The organism is Rhodococcus aetherivorans (genome assembly GCF_025722975.1).
GTDB lineage: Bacteria > Actinomycetota > Actinomycetes > Mycobacteriales > Mycobacteriaceae > Rhodococcus > Rhodococcus aetherivorans.
In genome coordinates, this window is record NZ_CP106984.1 from 160,044 (window position 1) to 177,842 (window position 17,799).

The 17,799-nt window shown below is 65.0% G+C and carries 15 protein-coding genes; 10 read left to right on the top strand and 5 right to left on the bottom strand.

Features of this window, described 5'->3' with window-relative positions; genetic code table 11:
- The first annotated feature begins 55 nt into the window (after positions 1 to 55).
- Complete coding sequence (locus OCS65_RS29190) at positions 56 to 1,531, top strand: aldehyde dehydrogenase (NADP(+)) (protein WP_088898943.1); 1,476 nt, start codon at positions 56 to 58, stop codon at positions 1,529 to 1,531.
- A gap of 204 nt (positions 1,532 to 1,735) precedes the next feature.
- On the opposite strand, the gene OCS65_RS29195 is transcribed toward OCS65_RS29190, so the two are convergent.
- From OCS65_RS29195 to OCS65_RS29210, 4 genes are all read right to left on the bottom strand, one after another.
- A complete protein-coding gene (locus OCS65_RS29195; protein ID WP_253250132.1) occupies positions 1,736 to 2,944 on the bottom strand; it encodes an MFS transporter in 1,209 nt (402 codons plus the stop codon).
- Between the two features lie 459 nt (positions 2,945 to 3,403).
- Positions 3,404 to 4,198, bottom strand: a complete 795-nt coding sequence (locus OCS65_RS29200) for an IclR family transcriptional regulator domain-containing protein (protein ID WP_088898942.1) — start codon at positions 4,196 to 4,198, stop codon at positions 3,404 to 3,406.
- On the bottom strand, positions 4,195 to 5,439 hold the full coding sequence (locus OCS65_RS29205; RefSeq protein ID WP_088898941.1) for an MFS transporter: 1,245 nt from the start codon (positions 5,437 to 5,439) through the stop codon (positions 4,195 to 4,197). The genes OCS65_RS29200 and OCS65_RS29205 overlap by 4 nt, the downstream gene beginning before the upstream one ends.
- A gap of 253 nt (positions 5,440 to 5,692) precedes the next feature.
- Positions 5,693 to 6,523, bottom strand: coding sequence for an IclR family transcriptional regulator domain-containing protein (locus OCS65_RS29210; protein ID WP_263510537.1), 831 nt, complete (start codon positions 6,521 to 6,523; stop codon positions 5,693 to 5,695).
- A gap of 314 nt (positions 6,524 to 6,837) precedes the next feature.
- On the opposite strand from OCS65_RS29210, the gene OCS65_RS29215 reads away from it, so the two are divergent.
- The 4 genes from OCS65_RS29215 to OCS65_RS29230 are packed head-to-tail and all read left to right on the top strand — an operon-like array spanning position 6,838 to position 10,824.
- On the top strand, positions 6,838 to 8,121 hold the full coding sequence (locus OCS65_RS29215) for an aromatic ring-hydroxylating dioxygenase subunit alpha (RefSeq protein ID WP_006552202.1): 1,284 nt from the start codon (positions 6,838 to 6,840) through the stop codon (positions 8,119 to 8,121).
- 32 nt (positions 8,122 to 8,153) lie between these two features.
- Positions 8,154 to 9,341 carry a zinc-dependent alcohol dehydrogenase gene (locus tag OCS65_RS29220; RefSeq protein ID WP_263510538.1) on the top strand — a complete coding sequence of 396 codons (1,188 nt, stop codon included), beginning with the start codon at positions 8,154 to 8,156 and terminating at the stop codon, positions 9,339 to 9,341.
- Positions 9,338 to 9,844, top strand: a complete 507-nt coding sequence (locus tag OCS65_RS29225; protein WP_186455408.1) for a hypothetical protein — start codon at positions 9,338 to 9,340, stop codon at positions 9,842 to 9,844. Before OCS65_RS29220 ends, OCS65_RS29225 begins: the two co-directional genes overlap by 4 nt.
- Positions 9,845 to 9,846: 2 nt before the next feature.
- Positions 9,847 to 10,824: a PDR/VanB family oxidoreductase gene (locus OCS65_RS29230; protein WP_263510539.1), complete on the top strand. Its 978-nt coding sequence runs from the start codon at positions 9,847 to 9,849 to the stop codon at positions 10,822 to 10,824.
- An 840-nt stretch (positions 10,825 to 11,664) separates the two neighbouring features.
- Here the strand turns inward: OCS65_RS29230 and OCS65_RS29235 are convergent.
- Positions 11,665 to 12,399 carry an IclR family transcriptional regulator domain-containing protein gene (locus OCS65_RS29235; RefSeq protein ID WP_088898938.1) on the bottom strand — a complete coding sequence of 245 codons (735 nt, stop codon included), beginning with the start codon at positions 12,397 to 12,399 and terminating at the stop codon, positions 11,665 to 11,667.
- A gap of 164 nt (positions 12,400 to 12,563) precedes the next feature.
- Here OCS65_RS29235 and OCS65_RS29240 point away from each other — a divergent pair, with 164 nt between their 5' ends.
- Genes OCS65_RS29240 through OCS65_RS29260 form a run of 5 tightly spaced genes read left to right on the top strand, consistent with a single transcriptional unit; the run spans position 12,564 to position 17,735 of the window.
- Positions 12,564 to 13,829: an aromatic ring-hydroxylating dioxygenase subunit alpha gene (locus tag OCS65_RS29240; protein ID WP_088898937.1), complete on the top strand. Its 1,266-nt coding sequence runs from the start codon at positions 12,564 to 12,566 to the stop codon at positions 13,827 to 13,829.
- Positions 13,826 to 14,296 carry an aromatic-ring-hydroxylating dioxygenase subunit beta gene (locus tag OCS65_RS29245; RefSeq protein WP_006552196.1) on the top strand — a complete coding sequence of 157 codons (471 nt, stop codon included), beginning with the start codon at positions 13,826 to 13,828 and terminating at the stop codon, positions 14,294 to 14,296. The genes OCS65_RS29240 and OCS65_RS29245 overlap by 4 nt, the downstream gene beginning before the upstream one ends.
- Positions 14,293 to 15,294 (top strand): PdxA family dehydrogenase, encoded by a 1,002-nt coding sequence (locus tag OCS65_RS29250; protein WP_088898936.1) that lies wholly within the window; start codon positions 14,293 to 14,295, stop codon positions 15,292 to 15,294. The genes OCS65_RS29245 and OCS65_RS29250 overlap by 4 nt, the downstream gene beginning before the upstream one ends.
- On the top strand, positions 15,291 to 16,301 hold the full coding sequence (locus OCS65_RS29255) for a 2Fe-2S iron-sulfur cluster-binding protein (protein WP_088898935.1): 1,011 nt from the start codon (positions 15,291 to 15,293) through the stop codon (positions 16,299 to 16,301). Before OCS65_RS29250 ends, OCS65_RS29255 begins: the two co-directional genes overlap by 4 nt.
- A gap of 54 nt (positions 16,302 to 16,355) precedes the next feature.
- Positions 16,356 to 17,735 carry an MFS transporter gene (locus OCS65_RS29260; RefSeq protein WP_263510540.1) on the top strand — a complete coding sequence of 460 codons (1,380 nt, stop codon included), beginning with the start codon at positions 16,356 to 16,358 and terminating at the stop codon, positions 17,733 to 17,735.
- The last annotated feature ends 64 nt before the right edge of the window (positions 17,736 to 17,799 follow it).

The following is a 17,799-nucleotide window of genomic DNA, read 5'->3' on the forward strand; positions in this document are numbered from 1 at the left end:
GCACACTGAGATCCACACACTCAGCACGGGACGCTCCGAATTCGACAGGACAGCAATGGAAACCACTGCGACAGACACTCTCCTCGACACCACCGCGCAGGATTACGAGGGGATTCTCGACGCCGCCGAGGCCGCCGCGGCGCCTCTTGCTCGTACGGATCTGCACGAGCGAGCGCACCTTCTGCGGTCGGTGGCCGATGCGCTCGACGCCACAGCGTCGGAACTGGTGCCGCTGGCGGCCGCCGACAGTTCACTGCCCGAGCCGCGCCTGCGCGGCGAAGTCACGCGGACGACGACGCAGCTGCGGATGTTCGCCGAGGTCGTCGAGGAGGGCTCCTGGCTGGAAGCGATCATCGACACGGCCGATCCGGATGCGCACCCTGCTCCGCGTCCCGATCTGCGTCGGATGCTCGTGCCCACCGGACCTGTCGCAGTGTTCGGTGCGAGCAACTTTCCGTTCGCATTCGGACTCGGCGGCGGAGACACCGCTTCGGCATTGGCTGCCGGCTGCCCCGTCGTGGCCAAAGCCCACCCCGCTCAGCCGCGATTGACCGCCGCTTATGCGCGGGCGATCTCCGAGGGACTGCGGGCGGGCGGCGCCCCGGACGGCACCTTCGGGGTTGTGCAGGGCGCCGAGATCGGACGTCAGCTCGTCCAGGATCGGCGTATCACCGCCGTCGGGTTCACCGGCTCGACATCGGGTGGCCGTGCGCTGGCCGATCTGGCAGCCGGCAGACCGGATCCCATCCCGTTCTACGGTGAGCTCGGCAGCACCAATCCGGTGTTCGTGACACCTGCGGCCGCCGAGGACCGGTCGGGCAAGATCGCCGGCGAGTTCCTCGAATCGTTGCTGCTCGGCGCGGGTCAGTTCTGCACCAAGCCGGGGCTGCTGTTCGTTCCCGAGCAGAGTTCGATCGAGTGGCTCGTTCGAACCGCGGTCGCCGAGGATTCGTTCCGTCTGCTGCACGCAGGGATCCGGCAGTCGTTTCTCGAGGTGTCCCAGCAGATCCTCGACCATCCCGAGGTCCGGCCGGTGGCAGTGCCCGAGCAAAGTGGTCTGGACGATCTGTCGGTGCGCCCGGTCATCGGCGTGACCGACGCTCGGGCACTGTGTCGAAACCCTCAGGACCTGCTCGAAGAATGCTTCGGTCCGTTCGGGCTGATCGTGACCTACACATCGATCGAGGAGTTGTACGCGGCGATGGCTGTCCTGCCGGGCACGTTGACAGCGACCGTCCACGGAACCGATGACGATCCCGATGCTGCGGGACTGCTCGGTGCGCTTGCGCGCCGTGCGGGGCGCGTCATCTGGAATGGATGGCCCACCGGTGTGGCCGTGGGTTGGGCTCAGCACCACGGTGGTCCCTACCCGGCCACCAACTCGGTACACACCTCCGTCGGAGCGACCGCGATTCGGCGGTTCCTGCGTCCGGTCGCCTACCAGTCGGTGCCCGAAGCGAACCTGCCGTCCGCTCTCGTCGATGCGAACCCGTGGGGTATCCCCCGCCGGGTGAACGGCCGGCTGTCGTAGGGCCACCGGTGCTCGCGATGTCGCCTCGGTTCGGACTGGGTGCGCAGAGGACTACGTCTGTTGCGTGGCTCCGGACCGGGTTTGTATGTGGCGTTGTGTCACAAGACCTTCCGGACCGGCGCGGGTAGTTGCGCCCAGGTGTGCTGCACAACCAACGACACGGCGGTCTCCGGAGGGAGGCCGCCGTGTCGTTGGTTGTGGGTCTCAGGAGGTGATGGTGTCGGGAGTGACCGGTTCTGTGTCGGCGACGGTGGTCTTTCCGCCGTTCTCGTCGACGAAGTACAGGATCACTGCGCCGATCATCGGTCCGACGGCGAGGGCTGCGAACGCTGCCAGGAACGAGCCGGTGGCGGAGAAGACCGCGCCGATGGCGAGGGGGACGAGGGTGCTGGCGATCTGCCAGAAGGCGTTGGATGCGCCGGCGGCTGTGCCGGTGACCTCGCTCGAGACCAGGCGGGGGATCATTGCGACGATCAGGGGCAGGTATCCGTAACCGACCAGACCGAGGATGGGTGCTGCGATGAGGAGCGCAGGGACGTTGTCCAGCGTTCCGAAGAAGATCAGGATGACGGAGAACAGCGCGAGAATGACGATCGCGGGCTTTCGGGCGCTGCCTATCCGGTCGCCGAGTATTCCGGTGAGGGGTTTACTGACGACCGCCACGCCCGCGAAGATCGCCACGATGAACCCGGCGGTGGTGCCGGAAACGCCGTGTCCCTTGATGAGCAGGGCGTTGGACCAGGTGACGAATCCGTATGTGCCCCAGAACCCGCCGAATCCGGCGAGGGAGAGCAGCATGAGATCGCGGTTGGTGGTCAGGGTCTTCCAGGCGGAGGGGCGCTTGCCGTCGCCTGCGGTAGCGATCGTGTTGGTGACCGGTCCCGGCCGGATGATCACGTAACAGATGACCGCCGTGACGATCGAGATGGCACCGAAAAGGTGGTAGGAGGCGTGCCAGCTGTAGTGGTTGATCATCCACGGGACGGCGGTGTTGGCGATGACGGTGCCGAGCGAGGTCGCGGAGGTGAACAGTCCCATGACCTTGCCGAGTTCCTTGGGCTGGAACCAGCTTGCCAGGAGCTTGACGCCTGCGGCGTAATCCGCGCCGGCGAAGAAGCCGACGACTGCTTGCACGCCGATGCCGATGACCGCGGAGGTGGTCGATCCGAAGATCATCATGAACACGCCTGCGCCGGCGAGTGAGACGGTGACCACCTCGCGGCCACCGAACCGGTCGGAGAGCACCCCGGTGAGGGCGTTGGAGCAGACGTAGCCGATGTAGTACGCGGTGGCGAACACGCCGAGGCTGGCCAGTGGTACGCCGAGGTCCTCGCCGACGAACACCGATGCCGGGCCCCAGGTGGAGCGATCGACGGAGGTCATGGTGAAGGCGAGCCAGCAGAGCACGAGCACGACCCACCGATATCGGTTGCGTGCCTGTTGATCAGGTGATGTGGAAATCGTCTGCACGAGGGGTTTCCTGTCTGGTCTCGGCGCGATAAGGGGGTCTCGGGTTGGGTTGCTGCTACCCGGGTTCTCGGGGGAGAGGATCGCTGCCGTCGGTCGAATAGCGTTGGTGCAGTCGAGGTGTGGAAGGGACTGTGAACGTCACGAGGGGGTATGTCGCGGAAAGTTCAGGGTGGGTCACCTTCGACCGGTCGAGCGCTGCACCTGTTTTATCAAGGTGATCGCGTTCACACAATGTTTGCGTCCGTTTGTGGAGCAATTGCGCGCTATTCGGACGCATTTAGCTCGCTGGCCCGGTCTGCAGAGGCTCCCACCGGCCGGATCGTGTGATCGCCGCTCGATCCGTCGATCACGCGGCGCGCAGGGCGCTGTCCCGATGACGACCGCGATCACCGGACAGGGCCCTCACACGGCTGCGAGCTCCTCGCGGATCTGCTCGGCCGCAGTGCGCAGAGCGGTGAGGATCGATCCCCGCATGTGATCGAGTGATACCCGCGAGGACTGGGCGGAGACGTTGAGAGCAGCGACTGCGTAGCCTTCGGCGTCGCGAACGGGCACGGCGATCGACCGCACTCCCTCGGTGAGTTCCTCATCCGCCAGCGACCATCCCTCGTTGCGTGCGGCGAGAATCTTCTCGCGTAGTTCGTCGGTGTCGATCGTGGTGGCCGCGGTGTAACTGTGGGTGTCCACGCTAGCCAGATAGGCGTCGAGTTCGGCATCGGTGCGGTCGGCCAGGAGTACACGACCGGTGGCGACGGCGTAGGCCGGCAGACTCGTCCCGACCACGATTTCGACCGTGAGGACCCGGTCGGCCTGGACCCGGTCGACATAGAAGATCCTGTCGTGATGCAGCACGGTGAGCGAGGCCGTCTCCTGCGTCTGCTCGGCCAGGCGTTCGAGGTGGGGCCGGACGATCTCGGGAAGTCCGCTGCTCAGGACGTAGGCGTCGCCGATCTCGAGTATCGCGGGGCGGGCGGTGTAGGCGGTGCCGTCGTAGGACAGATAGCCCATGTACTCGAGTGTCAGCACGAAGCGCCGGGCCGCGGTGCGGGTGATACCGGCGAGGGTCGCGACTTCGGTGACCGACAGGGGGCGACGTTCTCGCCCGAACAGTTTGAGTACCTCGAGCCCCCGGCCGAGAGCTTGAACGTGATCGCGGTTCTGCTCCGGGGTCGTCGTGGTTGCTTCGTTCTCGCTCACAGGCTCAACCTATCTACTTCGTGTGATGCTGCCGATCGAGTGGGGGCGTGAGAAGTGCGGATCCCCCAGAGGCCGAGCGCGACGCATACTGCGTACAGCGCTGCCGCCGCAGACCAGCCGGTCGCGAATCCGCCGGTGTGATCGGTCAGCAGGCCCATCAGAGCGGGCCCGCCGGCGAATCCGAGATACATCCCGACTGCGATGGCGCTCGAGGCGCGGCCTACGGTGCTGGTCCGAACCACGCGGAGCGCACCGGCCATCAACACCACATTGGCTGCGAGGGCGGTCGCACCGTGCACGCCGACGCCGATCCACAGGAGGGCAAGCCATCCCCAGAGTTCGGCACCGAGCAGGGCGAGTGCGCCGAGCAGGGAGCCCGATGCGAGGACCAGTAGCAGGGTGAAGGGGCCGGTTCTTCCGGAAAGCGCGCGGCCCCAGCCGATTCGCGCGGTGACACCGATCAGGCCGGCGATCGCGGCGGTCAGCCCGGCCACGGTCAGGTTCAATCCCATTTCGTCGTGCGCGAACAACGGAAGATAGACGTTGGTGGCCTGAAGGGCGGCGCCGGAGAACAAGGCGTAGGCGGCGAACAGCCAGACGGCCGGAGGCAGGGTGCGGCGCTCGGTGCGGTCGGAGGAGGGTGCGGCACGCTCGGGGGCGCTCGCCGGCCGTTGGGAACGGTTCCGGGACGGTGCGCAACGCCAGGCCCAGAGGGCCGAGATGCCCGCGATGGCCGCGCCGACCCATAGTGGGCCTCGCCATCCCCAGGCAAGTGCCAGGGTGGGGCATCCGACTCCGGCGGCGAGTTGGCTGACCTGCACCCCGGACTGCTTCACTCCGATCCAGGGAGAGCGTTTGGCCGGTGGGGCATTATCGCTGATCACGCGGTTGGTGACGGGATTCGACAGGGCCTGTGCAGCCCCGGACAAGGCCATGGCTGCGAGTAGCCACAGGTAGTTCGTCGACAGCGCCGCGATGACGAACGAGAGTGCGGCGCCCGCGAAGATCGTGACGAGCAGTGCGCGAGCGGGGAAGCGGTCGCTGAATCGCCCGAAGGTCAGGGACAGGGCAGCCGCCGCCAGGAAGCTGAGCGTGGCGAGCATTCCGAACTGCGCCGCGGTGATGCCGAGCGAGTCGATGACCAGCGCGCTCGTCGCGCTCAGGCCGTAGGTCAGCAGTGGGCCGATCGCCATGGCTGCCGTCAGCAACGGCAGTAGTGCTCGGGAATTGCGGTTGTTCACTACAGGCACTCCATCGACAGTCCTATCGCTGCGCGACGGTGCGCACGATCTCAGCGCAAAGCGTCCGCATAGCGTTCAAGAAACCTATCTTCGGACGCAAGTGTCGCACGTCCTAGGGTGTGGCACCTACCTCGCCGCGTCCCCGACTCTCGTGGGCCATCGAAGCGTGGCGACATGTGACGGGAGGCCGCGGAGCACGCCGTGGGTGTTCGGCGACGGGTGGACGTGCGCGTCCTCGCGGCATGGGATGCGCTCAGACGTCGATTCCGGCGCGCAGTTCCAGGGAGATTCGACCGGCGGTTTCGAGGAGTGGGGGAAGGTACCGCGGAACCAGGGTGCGCGCGGATTCGTGCGTTTGGTACATCGACACGGTGAGTGCGCCGACGACGCGGCCGGTTCGGGAGCGCAGCGGCACGGCCAACGCTTGCACTCCGACATCGAGAACCTGGTCGGCGAAGGCCCAGCCCTGGCGGCGGATGATGTCCAATTCGCGCTCGAGTCGACTGCGCTCGTCGTGGGCGGGCGCCGGGTGCGGGTCCTGGGGAGCCGAGAAGTCGAGATGCCGGTTCAGTTCGGCTTCGGGAAGTGCGGCCAGCAGCACCCGTCCGGTCGCTGTCCGATGGGCGGGCAATCGGCTGCCCGCCTTCAAGGACACCGACATGCCGGACGCAACCTCCACTCTGCTGACGTACCGGATGTCCGGACCGTCGAGCACTGTGACGGACGCGGAGAGACGCAGGTTTCGCGCAAGTGCCTCGAGGTGTGGCTGGCACACGTCGGCGAGGGTGAACCTCGACAGGTTGGCATAGCCCAGCTCGAGTACCTGCGGTGTCAGGGTGAACTTGCGGCCGGAGACCTCGACGAATCCGAGTTCGACGAGGGTGTGCAGGAATCGGCGCGCCGCCGAGCGAGGGAGTCGGCACCGCTCTGCCACCTCGGTCAGTGTGAGGTGGCGATGCTCGCGGTCGAAGGTGGTCAGCACTGCGATGGCGCGTTCGAGTGATTGGACCGCGTCCTTCGGGCGGGCCGGCCGCACGGGGGTCGACGTCGGCATGGCGTCCACCGCGCTATTGGCTCGCGTCATCTGTTCCCTCTCCGGTGCCCTCACTGAGTGGGCTTCTTCGATCCCACGACCGCGAGTGTAGTGGAGTCCGATGTGCGCGCATATGCGCGTTCTTTTCGGACCTTCCACGGTGGCGTGCGCACCTTCGCCGGTGGTGATCCATCGCGTGTCCCGGCGACAGAAACAGCGAGTACCAGGGGTCTTAGGGCGAAAAGTAAGGCCGCCCATGGTTGACGGTGCGAAGCGACGTGTGCCACAGTGCTCCCACCGATCAATTTCCGCGCACGTGCGCGCTATTCGGACGCAATCAGTCGTTGAAGGTCGAAAGGACTGCCATGCTGACGCAAGACCAGAACACTCTGCTGGTTCAGACGGGCCCCGATACGCCCATGGGCCGGCTTTTCCGCCGGTACTGGATCCCGGCGTTGCTGGCGGAGGAGTTGCCGGAGCCGGACTGCGCCCCGGTCCGGGTCAAGCTGCTCGGCGAGCAACTGATCGCATTCCGCGACACCCAGGGCAGGCTCGGACTGCTCGACGAGTTCTGCAGTCACCGCACCGCCTCGCTGTACTTCGGCCGCAACGAGGACTGCGGCCTGCGCTGCGCATACCACGGCTGGAAGTACGACGTCGAGGGCAACTGCGTCGACATGCCGTCCGAACCGGAGGACTCGAAGTTCAAGTCCCGGATCAAGCAGAAGGCATACCCGTGTGTCGAGCGCGGCGGCGTGATCTGGACGTACATGGGTCCGCCCGAGCTCAAGCCCGAACTCCCCGAACTCGAATGGGCCATGCTCGGCGACGGCCACCGATTCGTCTCGAAGCGACTGCAGGAGACGAACTACCTGCAGGCAATGGAGGGCGGCATCGACTCGAGCCACGTCTCGTTCGCCCACCGATTCAACCTCGACGACGACCCGATGCACTCGGGGACCGAGGGCAACAAGTACCTCAAGGCCGACACCCGCCCCAAGTTCGAGGTCGCCGAGAGCGACGGCGGTCTGGTCATCGGTGCTCGCCGCAACGCCAACGACGACGAGTACTACTGGCGGATCACCCAGTGGATCATGCCCTGGTACACCATCATTCCCCCGTTCGGCACCCACAATCCGCTCGGCGGGCACGCCTGGGTGCCCATCGACGACGAGACGTGCTGGGCGTGGAGCATCAACTACCACCCCACCCGGGAGCTGCGCGAGGACGAACTCGCGTCGATGCGCAACGGAGACGGAATCCACGCCAAGTACATCCCCGGGACCTACCGGACGCTGGCGAACAAGGACAACGACTATCTGATGGACCGCGAGGCCCAGAAGCAGAAGAAGACGTTCTCCGGCATCGAGGGCATCGCCGCCCAGGACTTCTCCCTGCAGGAATCGATGGGAGCAATCTGCGATCGCACCAAGGAACGCCTCGGAACTTCCGACGCCGGCATCATCTTGGCCCGCCGCCGACTGCTCGCCGCCCTCGAGGAACTCGAAGCGGAAACCCTGCCCGGCCTGCAGCCCGAACACCAGCGTGTGCGGTCGACCTCGGTCCTGCTGCCGAAGGCAACGCCCTTCCAGGAAGGTGCAGAGGACGCACTCCGCATGGTCGAAGGCGAAGACTTCGTCTCCATCTGACCACTCCGGCAACAAGAAACAAGGAATCCGTCGTGACCAATAGAGCCGACATCGACACCGCATCGACACCCTCGTTAGCCGGCCCGCCGACGATGGTCCGCGCCGCGGTGTCGATGCCCGACACAACCACGACCATCCGCCACCTCGACACCAGCGCAGCCGTCGGTGCCGTGGGCTGGCTCGAAGTCGAATCCTCCGCGGTGTGCGGAACCGATGTCGGTCTCTATCGGGCCGGACTGGACTCGCCCACAGTGCTCGGCCATCACGTCGTCGGGACCGTCGTCTCGGTGGATCGGACCCAGTCCGCCGCATGGGACGTGCGGCCCGGCGACCGGGTCGCGCTGGAGGAGTACCTGCCGTGTATGCAGCAGGACTGCCCGGCGTGCCGCATCGGTGATCACCGCATGTGCCCCCAGACCGATCTGTTCGTAGGAAAGCGGCGAGTAGGTCTGGTCCCGGCGAACGACGGGTCCGGTCTGCACGGCGGCAACGCCGAATACATGCAGCTCAGCGCAAACAGCCTCGTGTACCGCCTACCGGCGGAACTCGATGCGGACCTCGCAGCGTGGACACAACCCTTCGCCAACGCGCTGGATTGGACGGTCGATGCCGGCGGCGCCGAGGAGGGGTCGACGGTCGTGATCATCGGCCCCGGCTACCACGGTATCTCCGCAGTAGCCGCAGCCCGGGCTGTCGGTGCCGCCCGCATCGTCGTGATCGGGGTACCGGAGTCGGCCGGGCGCCTCGAGATCGCCGAATCGCTCGGTGCGGTGCCGGTGATCAACGACAACGACGACCTTGCCGAACTGATCCTGCGAGCCACCGGCGGTGAGGGAGCCGATGTACTCCTCGACACCGTAGGACTCGGAGGACAGGCCGTGGCCGCCGCCGCCCGTGCGTTGCGCAAGCGGGGCCGGCTGGTCATCGGCGGACTGGGGTCGACGCCGGTCTGCGAACTCGATCTCAAATCTCTGGTGCGCGGCGCCAACACCATCGTCGGTGTCCGAGGCCGCTCTCCTGACGCAGTCACACGCAGCATCGAACTTCTCGCCGGCGGCCGATCCGGATTGGAGATCGTGCCCTCCGTCGACGTCGGCCTCGACGAGGTCGACGACATGTTGGGGCGGATGGCCACCGGACAGGGGCCGGTGAGTCCTCACGTCGTGATCCGTCCACAGTTGCGCCGCCCGAACACTCAGAAACGAGGAACGCTGTCATGAGCGAGACGACACCCCGCCGGCTGTCCTACGTAGCTCGAATACTGCTGGTGCCACTGGGGAAGTCCGGTGACGACCTGGTCGAGCAGATGGCTCGGGCGGGGTTGACCGATGTCGACGTCGTCACCGCGCACTCGCCCGCCGAGGCGGCCGTACGCGACATCAACGCCGAGGCCACGGTGGTGCGTCGTATCGACGAATTGGTCACCGAATCGGACATGGTCATTCTCATCGGTTCGGTACTGCCCCAGGTCCCCATCGGCTTCGCCACCGCCATGGCCGAAGCAGCCCGCGAATCGGGCAACCTGCTCGCCGGTGTCCTGATCGACCAACAGGACTGGGACAGCCCGCAAGGCGCCGAAGCGATGGCAGTACTGCGGATGGAACTCGACATGCTGGTGTCCCTCACCCAGGTCTCTCTCGCCACCGCCTTCGTCGACGTTCTCAAAGGGGGATACCGCACCCCGGGTGCTTACGCGCCAGTTCTCTCGACCCCAAGGATCTGACAATGACACAAGAGACCAGCCGCCTCGTGGTCCGGCAACAACGACTCGAATCCGACGGCGTGTTGTCGCTGACCCTCGAGCACCCGGAGGGGGCCGCCCTCGACGAATGGGAGCCCGGAGCACATATCGACCTCGTGCTGCCCTCCGGGACCGTTCGGCAGTACAGCCTGTGTGGTGACCCCGAGGACAAGACTGCCTACCGGATCGCCGTTCTCAAAGAAGAGCAAGGACACGGCGGGTCGAAGGAAATCCACGACAGTGTCCGGGTGGGGGACCTCCTCGCGGTGCGGGGACCCCGCAACCACTTCGCCCTCGAGCCTGCACCTCACTACCTCCTGATCGCCGGAGGAATCGGAATCACTCCCATTCTTTCGATGGCACGGAAACTGTCACGGGAGAACGCCAGCTGGTCCGCGCTCTACGGCGGCCGCAGCCGCGCCACGATGGCATTCGTGGAAGAGATTTGCGGACTCGGCGAAGTAGACGTCTGTCCTGCAGACGAATTCGGAAACCTCGACCTGGCAGGCGCCGTGGCCGACGTTCCGGCCGGCACCGCCGTGTACTGCTGTGGCCCCGAAGGTCTACTGCAGGCGGTGAAATCGGTGTGTGGTCCGGCGCTCGGTGACGAAGCAATTCATTTCGAGCGGTTCGGTGCCCCTGTCGTGGAGGTCGATTCCTCCGAGGCTGCCGACGCATCGGAGGGGCAGTCGCCCACCGAATTCGAGGTCGAACTGCGCCGGACCGGGTGCACGTTGAAGGTGCCTGCAGACCGCACCCTGCTCGAAGTCGTTCTCGAAGCGAACCCGAACATCCTGTACTCCTGCGAGGACGGATTCTGCGGGTCCTGCGAAACCCGCGTGCTCGACGGAGTTCCCGAACATCACGATTCGATCCTCTCTCAGGCAGACCGAGACAAGGGCCAGACGATGATGATCTGTGTCGGACGTTCTCGCACACCCACGCTGGTCCTCGACGCTTGACGTAGCGGGATGCTGCGAGGAGTCGGGTGTCCGCCTTCCCACGTTTTCAGATCACGGGACGGACCACCCGCACTCGCACTATCCATTGCAGGGCCTGCGGTTGCTGCAACCGGGCATGCTCGTTGCCGAAGAACTTCTCGAACCATGCGTCGACGGTGCCGCATCGGCAGGGGCTATCGCGTCCCTCGATTCCGGTATCGGATCTAACTTCCTGGACGACGCGATCGGTGAGACTTCCAGCGCCTTTCTTCCGGCCGCGAACACACCTCGGCGGCCCTGACGAGCGCTCGTCCATTCTTCGGGCGGGGTGGAAGCTGCGGCGACCGGATGGTCGCTGCAGCGATGATCGATCGAATCGTTCCACCAGCCGATGTGCTGACCCCGCGGGCGCCGACTACCGCGTGCGGAGCGGAATCGTCGACCGTGCACTCGGATTCCGTACCAATCACCGCGGCGAGATCGGCTATCCCCGCGAGTGCCTCGTTGCCCTCGCAGGACTGTCAGGCCGGACGTCGATGACGTCCGGCCTGCCGGTCCTGGAGACCTGTCGCCAGCGCCGAAGCGCCGATAGTGCGACCAGCTGTCCGTGCACGTGGGCACTGTTGTTCGCGGGTAGAAGTTCTCATACTTGTCGACCTCGCACCCTTTGAGGGCCCTGCGAACCGCCCTCGCGCATGTCTTCTTGAGGTGTTCAGGACCGCATCAAGACCTGATTCCATGGATCGGTCGTCGCATCCTTGATGTCGGTGTTCTTCCGGAGGCACGCCTGCAGGGTGCAGTGATCGTTTCGCGCTCGGTTCGCGCACGGATGTCGCGCCCGGGTGCACCCTTCGAGGGATCTCACAGAAGCCGGCCGAGCCTTCCGGCGTACTCGTTCAGTACGGGCACGGCCGCTTTCTGGAGGTCGTGGAGGGTGGTTCTGGCAGTGGATGCACTGACACTCATGGCCGCCACGGTTTCACCGCGGGCGGTTCGGACCGGTACGGCTATCGACAGCATGCCGCGTTCGATTTCTTCGTCGGTATACGCCATGCCGCTCTCCCTTGCTGCCAGAATCCGTTCCCTGACGGCATCGATATCGGTCAGCGTCTGGGGTGTGCGTGTCTGGAGGTTGCACTGTCGGAGATAGTCGTCCAGTTGCGTATCGGTCAGTCCTGCCAGCAGTACTCGACCGGTTGCCGAGTTGTGGGCGGGCAGTTTGGCGCCGACCCGGACTCCGGTCGACACGATCCGGGTGGCCTCGGCGCGGGCGACGAACAGGGCCCACCCGTCTTCGAGAACAGCGAGCGATACCGATTCGTCCAACGCATCGCGAGCCTCGGTCAATTGCGGCTGGGCGAGTTGCGGGAGCGGCGCGGTGTCCAGATAGGCGCCGCTGAGACGGAGCATTCTCGGTGTCGGGCGGAAGTTTCCGTTGTCGTGGGTCAGGTAGCCGAGCTCGACGAGGGTGAGCAGGCAGCGCCGTGCCGCGGCGCGAGAGGTGTTGGTCCGCTGTGCGGCATCGGTGACGGTCAGTTGTGGGTGGCGGATGTCGAAGGCTTCGATGACCGCCAGACCCTTCGCCAATCCGGCCATTCCTTCGGGGGCGCGGGAAGAACTCTTGACACTTTCTTGGGCGTCCTGCTTAATTGTTCGAGAATTGCTCATCTGTTCGTTATACGAACAAGCGCGGGGTGTGTCAAGCCCAAGCGAGCGAGTTCTCTGATGTCCCGACTGGTTGTCCAGACTGAGGAGAAATAATGGAAAGCAGCGTTGTCGACACAGGCCGCGAGACCCCGGTGGAGTGGACCGACGACCTCACCCGAGTGCCGTATCGGGTGTTCCAGGACCAGGATGTCTACGCCGCCGAGCAGACCAAGCTGTTCCAGGGGCCGTATTGGAGCTACCTGTGCCTCGAGGCAGAGGTGGCCGGCCCGGGAGACTACTGCTCGACCTTCGTCGGCGAGACGCCGGTGATCGTGGCACGTGATCGCGACGGGGAGCTCTACGGATTCGAGAACCGCTGTGCCCACCGAGGTGCCCTCCTGGCACTGGACGACCGCGGGAACACGAAGGATTTCACCTGCGTCTACCACGCCTGGAGCTACAACCTGCAGGGCGATCTGACCGGCGTCGCCTTCAAAGACGGAATCAAAGGCAAAGGGGGAATGCCTGATTCGTTCTGCATGGAGGATCACGGCCCGCGCAAGATGCGCATCGCCGTCCTCCACGGCCTGGTCTTCGGAAGCTTTTCCGATGACGTGCCGGACATCGAAGAGTATCTCGGCGAAGAGATCACGAGCCGGATCGCCCGGGTCCTCAGTGGCCGTACGCCCGAGATCATCGGACGCTTCACGCAGGTGCTTCCCAACAACTGGAAGCTGTACGTAGAGAACGTCAAGGACTCCTACCACGCCAGCATCCTGCACCTGTTCTTCACCACCTTCGAACTCAACCGCCTGTCGCAGCGCGGCGGGATCATCGTCGACGAGAGCGGCGGCCACCACGTCAGTTACTCGGCGATCGACCGAGACGCCGAGAAGGACGTCGCCTACGCCGACCAGAACATCCGATCCGAAAGCGCCTACAAACTGGCCGATCCGTCGCTGCTCCAGGGGTTCAGCGAGGTCGGCGACGATACGACGCTGCAGATCCTCTCCGTCTTCCCGGGTTTCGTGCTGCAACAGATCCAGAACTCCGTGGCCGTGCGCCAGATCCTCCCGACCGGAGTCGAGCAAACCCGCTTGAACTGGACATATCTCGGATTCGAAGAAGACACGCCCGAGCAGCGGGAGATCCGTCTCAAGCAGTCCAACCTGGTGGGCCCCGCAGGTTACATCTCGATGGAGGACGGCTGCGTCGGAGGTTTCGTGCAACGCGGAATCGCAGGTGCAGCAAGCGAGTCTGCAGTGCTCGAAATGGGAGGAAGTCTGGCCGAATCCAGCGAGAGCCGTGTCACCGAAGCATCGGTACGCGGCTTCTGGAAGGCATACCGGACCGCGATGAACCGACAAGAAGAGGCATGAGCATGAACGACTTCCAGCGAATCGGCCGTGTGCAGGCCGACTACTCCCGTTGCATCGACGAGGGCCCGCTCGAGCGTTGGCCGGACTTTTTCGTCGAGGACTGCATGTACCGGATCACCACCGCGCAGAACTACAGCGAGGGCCTGCCCGCAGGACTGGTATGGGCCAACACTCGCCGCATGCTCGTCGACCGCGTATCGGCACTGCGCGAAGCCAACATCTACGAGCGACACACCTACCGTCATATCCTGGGCCAGCCCCTGGTGCTGGACGAGAACGGCGACGGTATCCATGCCGAAACCAGTTTCCTGGTGGTGCGGGTGATGCGTGACGGCCAATCCGACATCTTCACCAGCGGGCGATATGTCGACCGGTACGTGGAGGTCGACGGCCAGTTGAAGATTGCCGAACGGGTCGTGGTGTGCGACAGCACCAACATCGATACCTTGCTGGCGCTCCCACTATGAACGGGTCCCCGCCGCGGGTCCTGCTCACAATCGGCGACCCGAACGGAATCGGCCCCGAAATCGCGGTGAAAGCCGTCGTGGCAGCACAGGAACATCCCGCATTCAATCCGGTCCTGGTGGGCGATCGACATGTCATCGAATCGCTCGCCCACCAGGCCGGCATGACGCTCCGCGAGACGGTCGACGGCCACCGCGCACCCCTCGCCGGTGTGGTCGACATGCTCCCCGTCGACTCGTTGCCCCCCGGAGCGTTCGCTCCGGGCCGGGTGAGCGCAGAAGCTGGGACGGCGACCGTGGCGTACCTCGAACGCGCGGTGCGCTGCCTGCAGGGCGGTGGAGCCCGCGGCATCGTCGCGTGCCCGCACTCGGAAACCGCGATCAACGCCGCCGGTATCTCTTTCAACGGATATCCAGGCATGCTGGCCGAACTCGTCGGCGCGCGACGGGACGAGGTTTTCCTGATGCTCGTCGGTGCCGGCCTGCGCATCGTGCACGCCACCTTGCACGAATCATTGAAAGATGCGCTCGGGCGCCTCACACCGGAGCTGGTGTACAGGGCAGCGCACGCTGTGGTGCAGACTCTTCAGGACCAGGGCATCGCGTCCCCGCGTATCGGCGTGTTCGGTATCAATCCGCATGCCGGAGAAGGCGGCCTGTTCGGCGACGACGATCTGCGGGTGACAGCGCCTGCGGTCGAGCGGCTGCGCGCCGCAGGGATCGACGCCTGCGGACCGGTCGGAGCCGACCTCATGCTCGGCGATACCAGCTTCGACGCGTTCGTCGCCATGTACCACGACCAGGGCCATATTCCCGTCAAACTCCTCGCCGGACGCACCGCAGCCGCGATGACGATCGGCGCCGGCGTGCGGTTCTCCAGTGTCGGGCACGGCGCCGGGTTCGACATCGCCGGCAAGGGAACAGCCGATGCGGACGCCGTTGTCGCGGCGGTGCGGCTGGTCGGCGCCTCATCACACGTAACCGCAGGAGTCACGTCATGACCTACCAGGTAACCGTCACGGGATCGGACATCAATTTTCCGTGCGAGCCCGACGAGAGTGTGCTCGACGCGGCGGAACGCGCGGGATACGCGATCCCGTACTCGTGCCGCAAAGGCGTGTGTTCGAGTTGTGAAGGTGCGCTCGATTCCGGCAGCCTCGCGGTGCGCGGCCGGGGAACGGCGCAAGGCCCCGAAAACGGAGTGCTGTTCTGTCAGGCGCAGCCCACCACGGACGTCGACATCACACCGAAGCGGATCACCGAACGAGACAAGGTGGTACGTAAGCAACTCACTGCGAAGGTCCACCGAATCACTCGCCCGACACCCGATGTTGCGGTCGTGCAGCTGCGTCTGCCCACCGGAGTGCGTGCGAAGTTCGCCGCGGGTCAGTACCTCAAGGTTTTTCTCGACGACGGGGACAGCCGGAACTATTCGATGGCGAATCCGCCGCACGAGAACGACGGAGTGCAATTGCACATTCGTCACGTGCAGGGTGGACGATTCTCCGAGGAGGTGCTTCGCACGCTCGAGAAGGGAAGCAAACTGAGAATCGAGCTGCCCTACGGCGAGTTCTCGTTGAACCCCGACTCGGACAGGCCCGTCATCTTCGTCGCCAGCGGCACCGGCTTCGCCCCGGTGAAGTCGATCGTCGAGGACCACCTCAAACGCGGGGGAGAGCGGTCGTTGCATCTCTACTGGGGTGCACGACGGCAAGAGGACATCTACCTGCCCGAGTTGCCCGAGAAGTGGGCCTCGGTTTCGGATCGGGTTTGCTTCACTCCGGTCCTGTCGCATCCCGCCGAGGACTGGACCGGTCGCACGGGTCTCGTTCATCGAGCTGTGCTCGAGGATTATGCGGACCTCAGCGGCCACGAGGTCTATGCATGCGGAAGTCCCGCAATGACCTCTGCGGCACGCGAGGATTTCGTCCACGAGGCCGGTTTGGCACCGGACAACTTCTACTGCGACGCCTTCGTACCGTCGGGCGATCTTGTTGTCACCGCGTGATCCGCTACCACCACCACATCCGGGAATCCCGGTACCAGACACTGTGAGGCACTCATGTCCATCGCACCATCGCGCGTGACACTGCCGGATTTCATCGATTCGCGGCCGGTGAGTCGATACCAGTACATCGTGATCGGCCTGTGTGGGTTGGTCATGTTCATCGACGGCTTCGACACCCAGAGCATCAGCTACATGGCGCCCCACATCGCCGAGGAGTGGGGTCTGTCGAAACAAGTGCTCGGGCCCATCTTCTCTGCCGCTCTCGCCGGTCTGATGGTCGGCTATCTGGCGCTCTCGCCGCTGTCCGAGCGGTTCGGTCACCGCCGGATGATTATTGCGAGCACAGTCCTCTTCGCGCTCGGCACGTTGGCCGCGGCCTGGTCGCAGAACGTCACCGAGCTGATGGCGTTGCGTTTCATCACCGGAATGGGACTCGGTGCTGCTGCGCCCAGTGCCATCGCGCTGACGGGCGAATACAGCCCCAAGCGTCTTCGAGCGACCTTCGTCCTGGCGATCTACTGCGGTTTCTCCCTCGGTTTCGTCGCGGCAGGGTTGGTCTCCGGTTGGCTGATCCCGATCTTCGGCTGGCGGTCGGTGCTGGTCGTCGGCGCAGTAGCACCGCTTCTGCTGCTCCCGGCATTGCTGCGCTTTCTGCCGGACTCGCTCACCTTGATGATCAACAAAGGTGCCGAACCCAAGCGGGTCAGGTCGATCCTGCGCAGGATCGATCCCGGTCTCGCCGCCGGCTCCGACTTCACCTACGAGGCAGAGAAGCAGCCTGACGAACAGCGCACTGCACTGGGGAACCTGTTCACCCGTGACCGGGTGTTGGGCACGCTGCTGCTGTGGTTGGTCTTCGTCATCAATCTCGGTGAGTTCTACGCACTGCAGAGTTGGCTACCGTCGATCATGACGAGCCTGGACTACGACATGGGTACGGTGGTCACCGCTACGACCCTGACGACTGTCGGCGGCATCGCTGCGGCGTTTGTCACCGGGCCGTGTATGGACCGACTCGGTGCGTATCTCACCCTCGGAACGGTGTACATCGTCGGATTCGCGTTCGTCGCGTTGACCGGTCTTGCTTTGAGTGCGCCGTTGTGGGTCCTGCTGACTGCCAACTTCTTTGCTGGTGTGTGTATCAGCGGTGGGCAGAAGAGCTTGATCGCCTTGTCTGCGGTGTTCTATCCGACGTCGATGCGTTCGACCGGTGTCGGTTGGGCATTGGGTGTGGGCCGCATCGGTGGAATCGTCGGGCCGATCGTGGTCGGAGCGGCTCTCGGGATGGGGTGGTCCGCCAGTGCAGTGTTCTATGCGATGTCGATTCCCATGCTCGTGGCCGGCGTGGCGGTACTGCTCCTGGGTCGATGGGTCCGGAGCGACAAACACCCCGACCGTGCGGTGGCGGAAGGTCAGTCACTGGCGCACAAGTAGTACGAGTCGGCGACATGCCGAGGAGTCGGAGCCGGGGCTGCTCCGCGAACGGATGTCCGCGTAC